The sequence below is a fragment of the Thermus sp. genome, from assembly GCF_037444525.1.
Classification (GTDB): domain Bacteria; phylum Deinococcota; class Deinococci; order Deinococcales; family Thermaceae; genus Thermus.
Window position 1 is genome coordinate 18244 of the sequence record NZ_JBBIMD010000003.1, and the last position, 15197, is coordinate 33440.

Annotated in this window: 18 protein-coding genes and 1 pseudogene; 1 reads left to right on the forward strand and 18 read right to left on the reverse strand. The window is 67.4% G+C overall.

Annotated elements, in window-relative coordinates:
* Positions 1-9: 9 nt before the first annotated feature.
* Positions 10-1623 (forward strand): transglycosylase SLT domain-containing protein, encoded by a 1614-nt coding sequence (locus tag WKI94_RS00725; protein ID WP_337843861.1) that lies wholly within the window; start codon positions 10-12, stop codon positions 1621-1623.
* Here WKI94_RS00725 and WKI94_RS00730 read toward each other — a convergent pair.
* From WKI94_RS00730 to WKI94_RS00815, 18 genes and pseudogenes are all read right to left on the reverse strand, one after another.
* Positions 1620-2771 (reverse strand): cation:proton antiporter, encoded by a 1152-nt coding sequence (locus tag WKI94_RS00730; protein ID WP_337843862.1) that lies wholly within the window; start codon positions 2769-2771, stop codon positions 1620-1622. The genes WKI94_RS00725 and WKI94_RS00730 overlap by 4 nt on opposite strands.
* Positions 2771-3223 carry a CBS domain-containing protein gene (locus tag WKI94_RS00735; protein WP_337843863.1) on the reverse strand — a complete coding sequence of 151 codons (453 nt, stop codon included), beginning with the start codon at positions 3221-3223 and terminating at the stop codon, positions 2771-2773. Before WKI94_RS00735 ends, WKI94_RS00730 begins: the two co-directional genes overlap by 1 nt.
* Before the next feature lie 10 nt (positions 3224-3233).
* The gene (locus WKI94_RS00740; protein WP_337843864.1) at positions 3234-3866 is read right to left on the reverse strand and encodes a rhomboid family intramembrane serine protease; all 633 of its coding nucleotides are present in this window, start codon (positions 3864-3866) and stop codon (positions 3234-3236) included.
* A gap of 3 nt (positions 3867-3869) precedes the next feature.
* Positions 3870-4700 carry an ATP-dependent Clp protease proteolytic subunit gene (locus tag WKI94_RS00745; RefSeq protein WP_337843865.1) on the reverse strand — a complete coding sequence of 277 codons (831 nt, stop codon included), beginning with the start codon at positions 4698-4700 and terminating at the stop codon, positions 3870-3872.
* Between the two features lie 22 nt (positions 4701-4722).
* Positions 4723-5847, reverse strand: a complete 1125-nt coding sequence (locus tag WKI94_RS00750; RefSeq protein ID WP_337843866.1) for a cation:proton antiporter — start codon at positions 5845-5847, stop codon at positions 4723-4725.
* Positions 5847-6320 carry a TrkA C-terminal domain-containing protein gene (locus WKI94_RS00755; protein WP_337843867.1) on the reverse strand — a complete coding sequence of 158 codons (474 nt, stop codon included), beginning with the start codon at positions 6318-6320 and terminating at the stop codon, positions 5847-5849. Before WKI94_RS00755 ends, WKI94_RS00750 begins: the two co-directional genes overlap by 1 nt.
* Positions 6317-6736: a phosphate-starvation-inducible PsiE family protein gene (locus WKI94_RS00760; RefSeq protein ID WP_337843868.1), complete on the reverse strand. Its 420-nt coding sequence runs from the start codon at positions 6734-6736 to the stop codon at positions 6317-6319. The genes WKI94_RS00755 and WKI94_RS00760 overlap by 4 nt, the downstream gene beginning before the upstream one ends.
* Positions 6733-7179: a DUF1931 family protein gene (locus WKI94_RS00765; RefSeq protein WP_337843869.1), complete on the reverse strand. Its 447-nt coding sequence runs from the start codon at positions 7177-7179 to the stop codon at positions 6733-6735. Before WKI94_RS00765 ends, WKI94_RS00760 begins: the two co-directional genes overlap by 4 nt.
* Positions 7180-7240: 61 nt before the next feature.
* A complete protein-coding gene (locus tag WKI94_RS00770; protein WP_337843870.1) occupies positions 7241-7654 on the reverse strand; it encodes an Hsp20/alpha crystallin family protein in 414 nt (137 codons plus the stop codon).
* Between the two features lie 10 nt (positions 7655-7664).
* Positions 7665-8080 (reverse strand): annotated as a pseudogene (trxA, locus tag WKI94_RS00775) (thioredoxin).
* Between the two features lie 34 nt (positions 8081-8114).
* Positions 8115-8801: a heat-stable protein gene (locus WKI94_RS00780; RefSeq protein ID WP_337843871.1), complete on the reverse strand. Its 687-nt coding sequence runs from the start codon at positions 8799-8801 to the stop codon at positions 8115-8117.
* 11 nt (positions 8802-8812) lie between these two features.
* On the reverse strand, positions 8813-9226 hold the full coding sequence (locus WKI94_RS00785; protein WP_337843872.1) for an Hsp20/alpha crystallin family protein: 414 nt from the start codon (positions 9224-9226) through the stop codon (positions 8813-8815).
* 15 nt (positions 9227-9241) lie between these two features.
* The gene (locus tag WKI94_RS00790; RefSeq protein WP_337843873.1) at positions 9242-10426 is read right to left on the reverse strand and encodes a VLRF1 family aeRF1-type release factor; all 1185 of its coding nucleotides are present in this window, start codon (positions 10424-10426) and stop codon (positions 9242-9244) included.
* Complete coding sequence (locus WKI94_RS00795; RefSeq protein ID WP_337843874.1) at positions 10423-10812, reverse strand: ferritin family protein; 390 nt, start codon at positions 10810-10812, stop codon at positions 10423-10425. Before WKI94_RS00795 ends, WKI94_RS00790 begins: the two co-directional genes overlap by 4 nt.
* 10 nt (positions 10813-10822) lie before the next feature.
* Complete coding sequence (gene clpB, locus WKI94_RS00800; RefSeq protein ID WP_337843875.1) at positions 10823-13387, reverse strand: ATP-dependent chaperone ClpB; 2565 nt, start codon at positions 13385-13387, stop codon at positions 10823-10825.
* Positions 13388-13549: 162 nt separating this feature from the next.
* Positions 13550-13786, reverse strand: a complete 237-nt coding sequence (locus WKI94_RS00805; protein WP_337843876.1) for a chaperone modulator CbpM — start codon at positions 13784-13786, stop codon at positions 13550-13552.
* Positions 13773-14612: a DnaJ C-terminal domain-containing protein gene (locus tag WKI94_RS00810; protein ID WP_337843877.1), complete on the reverse strand. Its 840-nt coding sequence runs from the start codon at positions 14610-14612 to the stop codon at positions 13773-13775. The genes WKI94_RS00805 and WKI94_RS00810 overlap by 14 nt, the downstream gene beginning before the upstream one ends.
* Positions 14613-14615: 3 nt before the next feature.
* The gene (locus WKI94_RS00815; protein WP_337843878.1) at positions 14616-15155 is read right to left on the reverse strand and encodes a nucleotide exchange factor GrpE; all 540 of its coding nucleotides are present in this window, start codon (positions 15153-15155) and stop codon (positions 14616-14618) included.
* Between the last annotated feature and the right edge of the window lie 42 nt (positions 15156-15197).

The window sequence follows — 15197 nt, forward strand, 5'->3', positions numbered from 1 at the left end:
GCTTGGGGCATGGGGCGCCTTGTCCTCTTCCTCCTTCTCCTTTCTGCCTGCCGGGGCCAGGAGCTCCCCCCGCCCTTCCACCTCCTGGAAGGAGGGGACCCCAGGGCCCTAAGGGACCTGGCCCTAAGGGGGGAAGGGTACCCCAGCCTCCTGGCGGGGGCGGCCCTCTTGGAAAGGGAAGGCCTCCCCCTCCCCGAGCGGGCAGAGTACGCCTGGCGCTACGCCCTTTTCCTGGAGGAGGTAGGGGCCCATGAACCAGGCTGGGAGGCGAGGCCCTTCTGGCGGAAGGCGGCCCTCCTCCTGGAGGAGGCCCAAGACCCCCGGGCCTTCTCCGCCTGGACCCGGCTTCTGCCCGAAGGGGAAGCGGTTTCTGCCCTCCTGCGCCTTGGGAGCGGGGAAAGCCTCTACGAGGCCCTCTTCCGAGGCCGGGCCTATCAGGCCCTCCTGGAGGTCCTGCCCCAAGGGGCGAGGCCCGACCTCAGGGCCCAGGCCCTCTACCGCCTGGGCCGCTACCGGGAGGCCCTCCCCCACTACCAGGCCTGGGCGTCGGAAGACCCCAGGGGGTTTTTGGGCCTAGGGTGGGCCCTTTTCCAGCTCGGGCGGCTGGAGGAGGCCGAAGCCGCCTTCCTCCGCTACCCCACTCCGGAAAGCCGCTACGCCCTGGGGCGCATCCGGGAGCGGCAAGGGCGCCCGGAGGAGGCGGTGGCCCTCTACGGGGAGAGCACCCCGGAGGGTCTCTGGCGGGCCACGGCCCTTTTGGAGCGGGGCGGGAAGGTGGAGGAAGCCCTTGCCCTCTACCTCAAGCTCGCCCAGCGGCAAAGCCCCTACCAGGACGACGCCGCCCTCAGGGCCCATGTCCTGGCGGGAAGGCTGGGCCTAGCGGAGGCAAAGGCCCAGGCCCTCGCCCTCCTCAAGGGGGGGCTTGGCCTCCTCGTGGGCAAGGCCAAGCCCCCTCCGCCCCCGCCCCCAGAGGCCCCGCCCTCACCGGAAGCCTCCCTCTTCCAGGCCCTCCTCGAGGCGGGCCGGGGGGAGTGGGCCCGGGGGGTGGTGCGCCACGCCCTCTGGGTCCGGCCCTGGGACTGGCCCGCCCTGGTCCCCCTCCTCTACCAGGGGGGAGCCTACCGGGAGGGCATCCGCGCCAGCTGGCCCAGCGCCCTGGCCTACCCCCGGGCCTACCGGGCCTGGGTGGAGGGGTACGCAGCGCGGGAGGGCCTGGAGCCAGACCTCCTCTTCGCCCTCCTCCACGTGGAAAGCCGCTTTGATCCCCTGGCGGTGAGCCCCACGGGGGCTAAGGGTCTTGGGCAGTTCATCGGGAGCACCTGGCGGGACGTGGCCCGGATGCTGGGGGAAGCCCCGGGGGACCCCTTTGACCCCGAGACCAGCATCCGCTACACCGCCCGCTACCTGCGCTGGCTTGTGGACCGGTGCCGCACCGCCCTGCCCGAGGAGGGGGCGGTGGCCTGCGCCGTCACAGCCTACAACGGCGGGATCGGCTACACCCTAAGGGGCCTCCAGAAGGAGGGGGACCTTTGGGCCTTCCTCCGCTTCCAGGAGCGGGACGAACCCCGGGAGTACCTGGCCCAGGTCCTCGAGGCCTACGCGGCCTACCGCCAGCTCCCCTAGGCCCTGCCCCGCTCCGCCCAGGCGATGATGGGCTTCAAGGCCAAGGGGGCAAAGAGGGTGGTGGCCACCACCATGAAGAGGACGATGGCGTACTCCTCCTCGTTCACCGCTCCCGCGGCCAGGCCCAAGGCGGCCACGATGAGGCCCACCTCCCCCCGGGGGGCCATGCCCACCCCCACCACCGTGGCCGCCCGGGGGCCCTGGGTAAGGGCCCCCAGGAAGCCGCCCAAGACCTTCCCCAGAATGGCGATGACGCTCACGATGGCCCCTGCGGCCAAGGTGGCAGGGTGGATGAGGGCCGAAAGCTCCAACCTCACCCCCACCATGGCGAAGAAGATGGGGGCCAGGAAGCCCTCTATGGCGAAGATGGGCTCTTCCAGCCTGTACTTTTCCCGAAGCTCCGCAAGGAGCATCCCCCCGAGGAAGGCCCCCACGATGGGGGCCAGGCCAATGGTGGCTGCCAGGGCGGCCATCCCCACCCCAAAGGCCAGGGCAAACCCCACGGGGCTCCCCACGGGAAGGCGGTCTAGGGGCAGGCGGGTGAAGAGGGGGGCCAGGGCCACGGCCACCCCCACGAAAGCCAGGGAGAGGAGGACGAGCTGGAGGATGGCCCCAAGCTCCACCGCCCCAGTCTTGGCCACGCCGTTCACCACCGCCAGGACGATGAGGCCCAGGACATCGTCAATCACCGCCGCCCCCAAGATGATGCGGGCGTAGGGGCGGGAAAGCACCCCCAGTTCCTGCAAGACCCGGGCGGTGATGCCCACGCTGGTGGCCACCAGGGCGGTGCCCAGGAAGAGGGCGGGAAGGGTTTGAAACCCGATCTGGACCCCGAAGAGGTACCCCCCCACGAGGGGGAAGGCCACCCCCAACACGGCCACCAAAAAGGCCTCCTTGCCCACCGCCAGGATGTCCCTTAGGCGGGTCTCGAGGCCCACCATGAAGAGGAGGAAGATGGCCCCAAGCTCCGCCAGAAACTCCAGGATCTCCCCTTCGTGCACCCATCCAAGAAGGGCCGGGCCCACCAGAATCCCAGCCAAGACCTCCCCGATGACCACCGGCTGGCTCAGCCTACGGAAAAGGTAGGCCATGACCTGGGCCGCCAAGAGGAGATAGAAGACCTCGAGGATGTGCCCCGCCCCGTGCATCACGCCCTCCGCAGAAAGAACTTGAGGAAGTCGCTCCGGGTGATGAGGCCCACCACCCTCCCCTCCCGGTCCACCACCGGCAGGTGGCGCACCCCCGTGGTCACCAGCACCCTAAGGGCCTCCCCCAAGGGGGCCTCCGGAAGGACGCGGGGGATCTCCCGCTCCATCACCGCCTCCACCGGGGTCTTCTGGTAGCGGCGGTAGATCTCCTCCAACACCCCCTCGTCCACCCACTCCCCAAAGAGCTGCCAAGCCTCCACATCGGAAAAGGGGATGTTCTCGGGGCGGGGTAGGAGGTCCTCCACCTGGAGAAGGCCGAGAAGCCGCCCCCCTTCGTCCACCACGGGAAGCCCCCCGTAGCGCTTTTCTAAGAGGATCTCCGCCGCTTTTTCCAAAGTTTCCTTGGGCCCTACGCAAACGGGATCCCGGGTCATCAGGTCGTAGACCTTCATGGCTAGGAGTCTACCAACGCCGCCACCTGGGGGCAAAGGCTCGCACGGAGAAGGCCCCGAAGAGGAACCCCCCCAGGTGGGCCCAAAAGGCGATGCCCGGAACCCCCGCAAGGCCCTGGAGAAGCTGCAAGAGGGCCCAGTAGCCCAGGTAAAACCCCGCAGGGAGAGCAAGGGTGAAGGGCAGGATGAACCAGACCAAGGCCACCACGTAGGCGTGGGGGAAGAGGACGTAGTAGCCGCCGAGCACGGCCGAGACGGCCCCGCTGGCGCCGATCATGGGCACCGTGGAGGCAGGGTCCATGGCCCCTTGGGCCAGGGCCGCCGTCACCCCCCCGAGGAGGTAGAAGAGGAAGAAGCGCCCGTGCCCCAGGCGGTCTTCCACGTTGTCCCCAAAGATCCAGAGGAACCACATGTTGGACAGGATGTGGAAGAGCCCCCCGTGGAGGAACATGCTGGTGAGGATGCGGTAGCCCTGCCCCAGGGGGTCCTGGAAGAAGAGGGCCGGGGCGAAGCCAAAGGCCTGGACCACCGCCTCGGGGCCTAGGGCGTACTCCACGAGAAAGGCAAGGGCATTGAGGAAGACCAGGGCCTTCACCACCAAGGCGGGGCGGCGGGCCCGGTTGACATCGTATAGGGGCAGCACCCCCTACCTCCCGCCAGGCCCTCCCCGGTAGGGTACGGGCACGTACTGGACGCTGGGCTTGCCCCCCTGGGGCTGGGGGTAGAGCTCCATGAGCTCGTAAACCTCCAGGGGCATCTCCGTGGACACCTTGAGCCCCATGGCCCGGGCCTGGGCCACGTCAATGGGGTAGTCGTGGGTCCAGGTGCCCTGGGAAAGGAGGTGGGCCACCTCCTCCGCCTTCTCCTCGGGCATGTGCTTGAGGAGGAGGTTCTTCACCGTGGCCTTCACCTGCTTGAGGGCCTTCTCCGCCACGTCGGCCAGGATCAGGGTCTGGTCGTCTATCTCGGCAATGGGCTTCTTCTCCAGCACCTTGAGGATGCTGGCCGCGGGGTATTGGCCAAGCTGGGGGTCCACGGGGCCTAAGACGGCGTTCTCGTCCATGACGATCTCGTCCGCGGCCAAGGCGATGAGGGTTCCCCCGGACATGGCGTAGTGGGGCACGAAGACCGTGACCTTGGCGGGGTGGCGGAGGAGGGCCTCGGCGATCTGCTCCGCTGCCAGGACCAGCCCCCCGGGGGTGTGGAGGATGAGGTCTATGGGCACGTTCTTGTCCGTGAGGCGGATGGCCCTAAGGACCTGTTCGGAATCGTCTATGTTGATGAAGCGGCTGATGGGGATGCCGAGAAAGCTCACCGCCTCCTGCCGGTGGATGAGGGTGATCACCCGGCTACCGCGTTTCCTCTCCAGTTCGGCCATCTTCCGCGCCCTGGCCCCCAGGAGCCACTGTTGCTGGAAGTAGGGGGAAAGGGCGGACAGGATGAAAAAGAACCAGAAAAGCTGGAAAAACACCTCCATAGGGCCTCCTTCGGGGTTTAGTTTAGAGCAAACCGCTGGCCCTCCGCCCCTTCTCGGGGTAAAGGCGTTTCCCCATCTCGGGGGCGAAGCGGATTAGAAGGGCCCCCAGGGGGATGGAGAGGAGGACCAAGAGCACGGCAAGCTGGGCCACCAGGGGGTACCCCTGGCCCAGGGCCAAGGCCCCCAGGACCAGGTTGAACTCCCCCCGGGGGACCAGGTAGAGCGCGGCGTAAAGCCTCCGACGGGGCCCCAGGCCCGCCAGGGCCGCCCCCTTTTGGTTTAGGGGGAGCTTCAGGAGGAGGGCCAGGAAAGCGAGAAGAAGGAGCCCCGGGGTAAAGCCCTCCAGGAGGCGCAGGGCCTGGGCCCCCACCACCAGGAAGAAGAGGGCCACCCCTAGGTCCCGCACCGGGCCGAAGAGGTGTTCCAGGCGTTCCCTAAGGCCTAGGCTTGCCGCCACCACCCCCACCAGGAAGGCCCCCACACCCTCCGAGGCCCCGGCGGCGTGGAAGAGGAGGGCGGTGCCGGTGGTGAAAGCTGCCCCGAGGAGGAGGACAAGCTCATCGGAAAAGGCCTCCACCACCCGCACCAGAAGGGGACCCAGATAACGGGCGAAGGCCAGGTAGGCCAAGGCCAGGAAGAGGCTTAGGAGAAACCCCAAAGGCCCCTCCCCGCCCAGAAGGGCCAGGAGAAGGGCCACCACGTCCTCCAGGACCAAGACCCCCAGGACCACCTCGCTTTCGGGGTTGGCCGCCCGGCGGAGGTCCACAATGAGCTTGACGATGACCGCGCTGGAGCTCACGTAGATGACCCCGGCCAGGAGGGCTGCCCCCCTCAGGTCCAGCCCCAAGAGGAGCCCCAGAAAAAACCCCAAAGGAAGAGCCAAGGCGTCCCATAACCCCGCCCTCAAGGCCTTTCCGGAAAGGGACCTTAGCCGGTCTGGGCCGAACCCCAGCCCCACGCTGAAAAGGAGGAGCAAAAGCCCCAAGGAGGGTAGGGGCTCGAGCTCCTCCACCTTAAGCCTTTCCCCCGCCAAAAGGCCGATGAGGAGATAAACGGGGAGGGGAGGAAAGCCCAAGCGGTGGACCAAAGCCGCCCCCAGGGCCAAAAGCCCCACGGCCAGGGCGAAGGCCTCGAGGGAAGGGTGCATCAGAACTGCCTCCTTAGGGCCTCCACCGCCTGCCGGCTCCCGGCCACCACCAGGGTGTCCCCCGGCTCCAAGACCACCTCGGGGCCAGGGTTGGGGATGAGGGGAGCCCCGGGCCGGTCCACCGCCAGGATGTGGGTCCCTGGGGGAAGGGCGATCTCCCCCAGGCGCCGCCCCGCCAGGGAGGAGCCGGGCAGGACCTTCACCCACTCAATGACCTTGCTCCCCAGCTTGCTCTCCCTGTCCCCCACCGCTTCCGGGTGGAAGAGCACCCCCGCCAGGATGGCCCCAAGCTCCCGGGCCTCCTCGTCGGTGAGGTCTAGGGCGGCGGTGGGCTCGTCCTCCTCTTCCGCCTCAAAGTACTGAAGCTCCCGCTTGCCCGAGTTGTGGACCACGATGACGATGCGGTCCCCGCTCCCCACGGTCACGGTGAACTTCCGGCCCACGCCGGGCAGGACCACCTCCTCTACCCTCATGCCTTCCTCCTTTCCGGGGAATAGTACACCGCAAGGGTGCGCCCCACCACCAGGGCGAGGATGCCCAAGGACCAGAGGAAGACGTCCAGGCCTCCAACCCGCTCGGCGAAGAGGAGGAGGAGCTCCCTCAAGGCCAGGGCCACCCCCACCTCCAGGAGGACCTCGAGGCGCACCCGCTCAAACTCAAAGTACTCCACGAAGGCCCGGACGAGCTCCAGGACCACCACCAGGCTGAGGACGTTGGTGATGAGCTCCTTGAGGCCGAGGCGCACCGTGGGCTCGGAGAGGGTGAGGCCGAGCTCCAAAAAGGTCCGCGCCACCCCCACGAAAAGCCCAAGGAGGAGGGCCAGGATGGCCAGATTAAAAACCGCCTGGACCCCCAGGCGGAAGAAGCGCACCAGCCTTTCCTGGCTCATAAGAGGAGGTCAAAGACCCGGCGGGCCCGCTCGTGGTGCTCCGAGGTGGGGTTCTTGACCCCAGGGTCCAGCTCCCGGATCACCCGGGCGTAGGCCACCACGAAGGCCCCCGCAAGCTCAGGGAGGAGCTTTTCCACGTCCTCCGAAACGGCAAGGTCCAAAGGGGGCAGGGCCGCCAAGGCCTCCAGGACGGGCTTGAGCTCCAGGGCCACCCCAAGCTGGCGAAACTCCTTTAGGGTCTCGGAAAGGCCCTTGGTGACGGGCAGGTCGGGTTCAAAGATGATGTCCCGGGCGTTGTACTTGGCGTTCCGCTCCGCCACCACAAGGAGGTCGTGGAGCTTGTCGCGGAGGGAGTCGGAAAGGACCTTGAGGTCGTTCTTGTCCACATCCAGCCCCGCGGCCTCCCGAAAAAGGCGCTCAAACTCGGCAATCTTCATCAACATGGTTCCACCTCCAGGAGGAGGCTACTTTTGCGCACAGTTTTGTCAAGTTTTTTGATTCTACTTACCCCTCCTGGACCGGGATCCTCACGGGGGGCTCCTCGGGGCGCTTCTCCCGGGGGATCCGGATCTCCAGCACCCCCTTGGAAAGCCGGGCCTCGAGGCCCTCCTTTCTCGCGTCCTTGGGCAGGAGGTAGGCCCGGTAAATCCGGCCGTAGACGATCTCGGCCAGGTGTTTGGTGCGCTTTTCCTCCCGCTTCTCCCCTTCAATCACCAGCTGGTCCCCCTCCAGGCGGACCTCGAGGTTCTCCGGGCCCAGCCCCGGCACCTCCACCCTAAGGAGGTAATGGTCCTCCGCCTCGGAGAGCTCGGAAAGGGGCTCCAGTGCCCCCCCTTCCTCCCTAAAGGCCTTTTCCAAGGCCTCCTCCACCACCTTACGGAACCGGGAACGACCAAAGGGCCAGATCTTCTCCAGCATGCTCCACCTCCTAGAGATAGGGCCTAAGCCTCTCCAAAAGCGCCCGCTTGGGCTGGGCCCCCACCCAGGTGGCCACCGGGTGCCCCTTTTGGAAAAGAACCATGGTAGGGATGCTCCGCACCCCGTAGCGGGCGGACAGGTCGGGGTTCTCGTCGGTGTTCACCTTCACCACCTTGAGCCTGCCCGCGTACTCCCGGGCCAGTTCTTCCAAAACCGGGGCCACCACGCGGCAGGGACCGCACCAAGGGGCCCAGAAGTCCACCAGCACCAAGGGCGCACCCCCACCTCCTCGGCGAAGGATTTCCCGTCCGCCTCCACCACCCAGGGGAGGGGGGCCTTGCAGGCCCCGCAGACGGGCACCTGGCCCGCCGGGGGCCGGCCGATGCGGTTCTTGGCGCCGCAATTGGGACAGACCACCACGCTCATGGGGAAAAAGGGCCCCCTACGGGGGCCCCAGCCTTTAGCGCACGTTCCCCGTCTCCAGCTTCCTGGAACGGAGGTCCAGGAGGCTATACTCCCCTTCGGAGAGATCCCCCGGCACCACCACCCAGGTGGCGCCCAGGGTCTCGTGCTTCTGCCCCCGGCCCGCCACGATGGCCAGGAGGGGGTTATGGGTTTTGATGAGGTGGGCCACCTCGTGGCTTCCCCCCTCCCCGAGGCCCTTGTGGTGGGGCATGGTGTGGAAGAGGAAGATCTTGGGGTAGTCCTTAAGGTCCCAGAGGGCCTTCAGGTGGTACTCGGCCACCCAGGCGGGGTAGCGGAGGGCCTCCTTCTCCTCGGGCTCCCCCTCGTCCAGGATCTCGCCCCCAAAGCCCGCCACCAGGTAGGGGCCTTTCCAGAAGGTGAAGGTCTCGTGGACGTTGCGCATCTCCGGGCGGACCAGCTCAATGTTGGCCGCCTCCCGCAGGTACTCCCAGATGGGGGCATCCAGGGGGCCTGGGATGTAGGCGGTGGGGAGGTGGGCCTCGGAGAGGATGCGGAAGAAGGCCGCGTAGTCCCGGCTTTTCGCCGTCTTGGGCATGAGGTTCCCCACCAGGGCCATGGCGTCCGCCCCCGTGTCCGGGGCCAGGCGGACCAGCCGCTCCAAGGCCTCCAGGTCCCCCATGGGGTTGGAAGTGGCCAGGATGTACCGCGTGGTGCGCCGCATACCTCACCTCCTCATTCCACCTGCACCTGGATCCTCTTGGGCCGGGTGGCCTCCGCCCGCGGGATCAAGAGGTGGAGCACCCCGTGGCGGAAGCGGGCCTGCACCTTGGAGAGGTCAAAGGTGGTGGGCACGTTGAAACCCCGGGCGAAGGTGCCGTAGGGGCCCTCGAGGCGGTGGTAGGTGGCATCTTCCCGCTTCTCAAAGGGCCGCTCCGCCTTCACGGAGAGCACGCCCTCCTCGGCCACCACCTCCACCTTCTCCGGGTCCACCCCCGGGAGGTAAACGAGGAGGTGAAGCCCCTCCCCGTCCTCCACGATGTCCACCGGGGGGGCGTAGGTCCTAGGCCCCTGCCCCTGGACCCCCAGGGCCCGGGCCAGCCGCTCCTGAAGCTCCTCCAGCTCCTTGAAGGGATCAAACCGGACCATCTTCCCTCACCTCCTTTACCACCGCAAGCGGGCGGCCATGCCGCCGCGCTCCAGGAGCTCCTTCTCCGCCTCGCCCCGCACGAACTCCACCTTGCTACCGTAGCCCGCAGAAAGCTCCAGCACCGAGGGGGCAAGGGGCTGCCTGGCCGGGGCCTCGCAGAAGGCCAAGGCCCTGGCCTCCTCCGCGAAGACCAGGCCGTCGCAAAGGTACACCTCCTGCTCCAGGCTAAAGGGGAGGACCCAAAGCTCCACCCGCCCCTCCTGGAGCCTCTCCAAGACCTCAGGACCGAAGATGGCCTTGGGGTAAGCCTCCTCCAACTCCTTAAGGAGCCTAAGCTCCGCCTCCCGCTCAATCCGCAGGAGCTCAGGCTCTAAGCGCTTCAAGACCTGGCCCGGGGTGGCCCCGGGGTGGGGCAGGGAGGGGAGCTCCGCCACCACCCGCTCCTGGATCCTTTTGGAGAGGTGGGCCTTGAAGAGGGCGGTGTGCTCCACGGGGCCCATGAGGACCAGTCGGGTGAAGCCCCGCTCCTCCAAAAGGCGCTCCAGCTCGTGGGCCAGGGCCTTGTAGAAACGGCCCTCCCAGGCCTCGAGGCGCTTAGCGAAAAGGTCCTGCCCCGCCCCACCCCGGGCGATGCCCCCGAGGTTGAAGCGCCGCCCAGGAGCGTCCAGGGAGAGGCGCCGCCAGGCCTCGGTGTCCAGGGCCAAGAAGGCATCCTGCACCTCCTCTATCTCGCCCAGGAAGACCTCAAAGACCCGCCACCTCTCCCCGTTCACGTAGACCACGCCGTAGCGCTCGTACTCGTCCAGGGCGTAGACCAGGGGGAGGGCGAAGGGCTCGCCCCAATAGGCCAGGACCCCGTCCACCAGGTAGCGGCCGGCCTTCTCGTCCAGGAAGGCGGTCTTGAGGCTATTCACCAGGGGGAGTTCCACCTGGAGGAGAAGGGTTTCAAAGAGGTCTTCCCCCGCAAAAATCACCGCGGTCTTGGCCTCCAGTACCTGGTTCTTCAAAACCTCCAAGACCCTTTCCATGATCCCCTCGGGCACCCCCAGGGCCTTCATGGCGTCCTTGCCCCGAAGGGCGTAGGCCCGGCCCGCGTTGTCGGGGCGGGCGGGGTTCACGTCCAGGTAGAGGGAAAGAACGGGAGCCTCTTTGGGCAGAAGGGTCTCCTTGATACGCCGGATTTCCTCTTTACGGATCATGCACCACCTCCCATGAGCGCCACCGCCTTGCGCACCGCCTCCTGGTTTAGGGCCTCCTCCTGGCCCAGCCGGGTGAAAAGGGCCTCCAAATCGGGGTCGGGAAGGCTGCTCTCCAGATAGTGGGCCCGGTCAAAGCCTTCCTCCGAGAGGAGGCGGAGGAGGGCCTCCGGGGCGAGCTCCTCCGCCTTAGGGCTTGGGGGAAGGGGGAGGGAACGGGCCCTTAGGGCCTCGGCGATGGCCTCGGCGTGGGCCCGCTCCCTCTTTGCCACCTCCAGGAGGAGGGCGCGGATGTGGGGGTAGGGCACCCCTTCCGCGGCCCGCTCCGCCCGGAGCGCGTCTAGGAGCTCGTCTTGGTAAGCCTTGGCGAGGAACTCCTCTAGCCGCATACCCACCCCCCTAGGCCTCCACCCGGGCGGCCACCTGGAAGCGGAGGCCTTCGGGCCCGGCATCCACCACCACCTTGTCCCCGTCCCTGATCTCGCCGGAGAGGATCTTTTCCGCCAGGGGCGTCTCCAGGGCCCGCTGGACGACCCGCTTCAGGGGCCTTGCCCCAAACACCGGGTCGTAGCCCCTTTCTGCCAGGAAGTCCTTGGCGGCCTCCGTGAGCACGAGGCTGATGCGGCGCTCTTGTAGGCGCACCCGGAGGTTGGAAAGCTGGATCTCCACGATCTGGCGGATCTGCGCCTTGCTGAGGGGCCGGAAGAGGACGATCTCGTCCAGCCGGTTTAGGAACTCGGGGCGGAAGTGGCGCTGGAGCTCCTGGAAGACCCGCTCGCGGATGGCCTCGTAGGAAAGACCTTTCTGCAGGCCCTCCAGGATGAGGGGGCTTCCCAGGTTGGAGGTGAGGATGATGACGGTGTTGCGGAAGTCCACCGTGCGCCCGTGGCTGTCGGTGAGGCGGCCATCGTCCAGGATCTGGAGGAGGAGGTTGAAGACGTCGGGGTGGGCCTTCTCAATCTCGTCAAAGAGGATGACGGTGTAGGGCCTGCGGCGCACGGCCTCCGTGAGCTGGCCGCCCTCTTCGTACCCCACGTACCCCGGCGGGGCCCCGATGAGCCGGGAGACCGCGTGCTTTTCCATGTACTCCGTCATGTCAATGCGCACCATGGCCTCCTCGGTGTCAAAGAGGGTGGCGGCCAGGGTCTTGGCGAGCTCCGTCTTCCCCACCCCCGTGGGCCCCAGGAAGAGGAAGCTCCCGATGGGGCGGTTCGGGTCCTTGAGGCCGGCCCGGGCCCGGCGGATGGCGTCGGCCACCGCCTTTATGGCCTCGTCCTGGCCCACCACCCGCTTGTGGAGCTCCTCCTCAAGCCTCAAAAGCTTCTCCCTCTCCCCTTCCAGGAGGCGGGACACGGGGATCCCCGTCCAGCGGGAGACGATCTCGGCGATGTCCTCCTCCGTGACCTCGAGGCGCACGAAACGGGCCCCCTTGAGCTTCTGGCTGAGGGCCTCCACCTCGGCCTCCAGCTTGGGCAGCTCCCCGTAGCGGAGCTCGGCGGCGCGGTTCAGGTCGTACTGCCTCTCCGCAAGCTCAATCTGCCGCCTCACCTCGTCCAAGCGTTGCTGGGCCTCCCGGAGGCGCCTTAGGACCTCCCGCTCCTTCTCCCACTCGGCCCTTAGGGCGGCGATCTCCTGGGCAAGCTTCCCGATCTCCTCCTCAATGGCCTTAAGCCGCTCCTGGGCCTCGGGGTCCCGCTCCTTTTTCAGGGCCTCCCGCTCAATCTCCAGCTGGAGCTTCCGGCGCTCCAGGGCATCAATCTCCTCGGGGGCGCTCTCCAAGGCCATGCGCAGGCGGGCCGCGGCCTCGTCAACGAGGTCAATGGCCTTGTCGGGCAGGCGCCTTTCGGTGATGTAGCGGTGGGAAAGGGTGGCCGCGGCGATGATGGCGCTATCCGAGATGCGCACCCCGTGGTGGACCTCGTACTTCTCCTTAAGGCCCCGGAGGATGGAGATGGTCTCCTCCACGCTGGGCTCGTCCACGAAGACGGGCTGGAAGCGCCTTTCCAGGGCAGGGTCCTTTTCAATCTCCCGGTACTCGTCCAGGGTGGTGGCCCCGATGAGCCTAAGCTCCCCCCGGGCCAGGGCGGGCTTCAGCATGTTGCCCGCGTCCACGGCCCCTTCCGCCTTGCCCGCCCCTACCACGGTGTGGAGCTCGTCTATGAAGAGGATGACCTCCCCTTGGCTGGCCACCACCTCCTGGATCACCGCCTTAAGCCTTTCCTCAAACTCGCCCCGGTACTTGGCCCCAGCGAGGAGGGAGCCCATCTGCAGGGAGGTGATGCGCTTCCCCTTTAGCCCCTCGGGAACGTCCCCCTTGACGATGCGCTGGGCCAAGCCCTCCACGATGGCCGTCTTCCCCACCCCGGGCTCGCCGATGAGCACGGGGTTGTTCTTGGTGCGGCGGAGGAGGATCTGGATCACCCGGCGGATCTCCTCGTCCCGGCCGATCACCGGGTCCAGCTTCCCCTCCGCGGCCATCTTGGTCAGGTCAATGCCGTACTGTTCCAGGGCGTTATAGGTGCCCTCTGCGTGTTCCGTTTGCACGGTTTTACCTCCCCTTAGTGCCTTAAGCGCAGCTTTAAAGGCCTCCACGGGTGGAAAGCCAGGGGTGGCCTCCGCTAAGGCCAAGACCAGGGTGTCCAGGGCCACGAAGCGGTCACCGAGTTCCCCCATGAGGGCCTCGACCCGGTCCAGGGTGGCGGCGAGCTCGCGGCTCAGGTACTGCCCCCCCTCGGCCCCCTCCACCTGGGGCAGGCGGGCCAGGGCGGCCTCCGCCTCCTTGCGCACCGAAGCCGGGTCAGCCCCGGCCTTGGCGAGGAGCCGTGCGGGTAGGCCCGTGGGGTCTTTCAGAAGCACGGCCCAGAGATGGGCCCGGTCCATGGCCTGGTGCTTCATCTCCCGAGCCAGGACCTGGGCCTGGGCCAGGGCCTCCCGCGCGGCTTGGGTCCAGCGTTCCAGGTTCATCCCTTACCTCCTACTAATGTTAGCATATCGCTTAACAAACTTGTTGTCAAGTTTTATGAGGAGGACGTATGGGAAAAGCCGGGGGCAACCGGGGAGGGCAACGCGCGAAGGAAAGGGGAGGTCTAAGAGAAATTGTAAAGGGAGAAGGCGGGAAAAATGTCCCTAGGAACGCTCCAGGATCTCCACCACCAAGGCCGCCCCAATGAGGTTGGCCCCGAGGTCGCGGCGGATGCGCTCCGCCCTCGCCATGCGGAGGAGGTCGGCCTCCCGGAAGTACCACCGGCCCTCCACCTCCACGGGCTCCACGAAGCCGATCTCCACGTAGGCCCGAACCGCCCCTAAGGAGAGGCCGTAGGCCTCCAGGGCCTCGAGGGAAAGAAAAGCGCTACGCGCGAGCATGGTGCACCTCCGCAAGCTTTCGCCAAAGGGCCTCCTCCTCGGGGGTGAGGCGCTCGGGGATGGTGATGCGCACCTCCAGGTAGAGGTCCCCCCGGCCCCCAGGCCCCGGCCAGCCCTTCCCCCTCAGCCGGAGCTTCCGCCCGGCCTGGGTCCTGGGGGGGATGGTCACCTCCACCGGCCCCTCCAGGGTTTCGGCCCGCACCTTCCCCCCCACCACGGCGATGGGGGCGGGAACGTCCAGGGTGGCGTAGAGGTCTTGGCCCTCGAGGCGGAAGCGGGGGTGGGGCAGGAGGCGCACCGTGAGGAGGAGGTCCCCTGGGGGCTCCCCGGGCCCCCCCATCCCCGGCACCCGGAGCAAGGCCCCGTCCTGGACCCCAGGGGGGATGGAGACGGAAACCCGCCTCCCCCCCACCTCCAAAACCCGTTCCCCGCCCCGGAAGGCCTCCTCCAGGGCGAGGGGGAGTTCGGCGCGGAGGTCCCGGCCCCGCCTAGGACCCCGCCGACGGCCAAAGCCGCCAAAAAGCCCGCCCCCGAAGAGCTCCTGGAAGAAGTCGGAGAAGTCTTCCACGTCAAAGCCCGAGAAGTCGTACCCCCCGGGGGGCGGAGGGGGTGGGGCCTGGGTGGTGCCGTAGGTATCGTAGATCTTCCGCTTCTCGGGGTCGGAAAGGACCGCGTAGGCCTCGTTGATCTCCTTGAACTTCTCCTCCGCCTCGGGGCTTTTGTTCACGTCGGGGTGGTACTGGCGGGCCAGGCGCTTGTAGGCCCGTTTGATCTCCTCTTGGGTGGCGTTTCTGGGCACGCCCAGGATGGCGTAGTAGTCCTTCATGGCCTACTCCACGCCCTCTTCCTCGGGGCTCTTCTCCTGGCCCACGGCCACCCGGGCTGGGCGGACCAGCTGGGCCCCTAGGCGGAAGCCCCGCTGGAAGACCTTGGCCACCTTGCCCGCCTCGCCCGGCAGGAGGCCGATGGCCTCGTGGTGCCGGGGGTCAAAGGCCTCCCCTTCCCCGGGCACCTCCTCCACCCCCAAGGAGGCGAGGATGCGGTAAAAGCCCTCCCGCACCGCCTTCACCCCCTGGAGGATGCTCTCGGGCTGAGCCTCGGCGAACTCCAATGCCCTTTCCAGATCGTCCAGTACGGGGAGAAGGGCCCGGAGGGCCTTCAGCACCCCCTCCTCCTCCCGCGCCTTAAGCTCCTCCGCCATGCGCTTGCGGTAGTTGTCAAAGTCGGCGAGGAGGCGGAGGTACTGGTCCTTCAGGGTCTTGAGCTCGGCCTCCGTCTGGGCCAGGCGCTCTTCCAAAAGGCGCGTCTCCTCTACCACCTTCTTCAGGTCTTCCTGCAGGGTTTCCTCCAGGTGGTTTTCCCGCTCCATGCTGGCCTCCTTGGGCCTAACCCCCGCCGCGAGAAGCCCCGC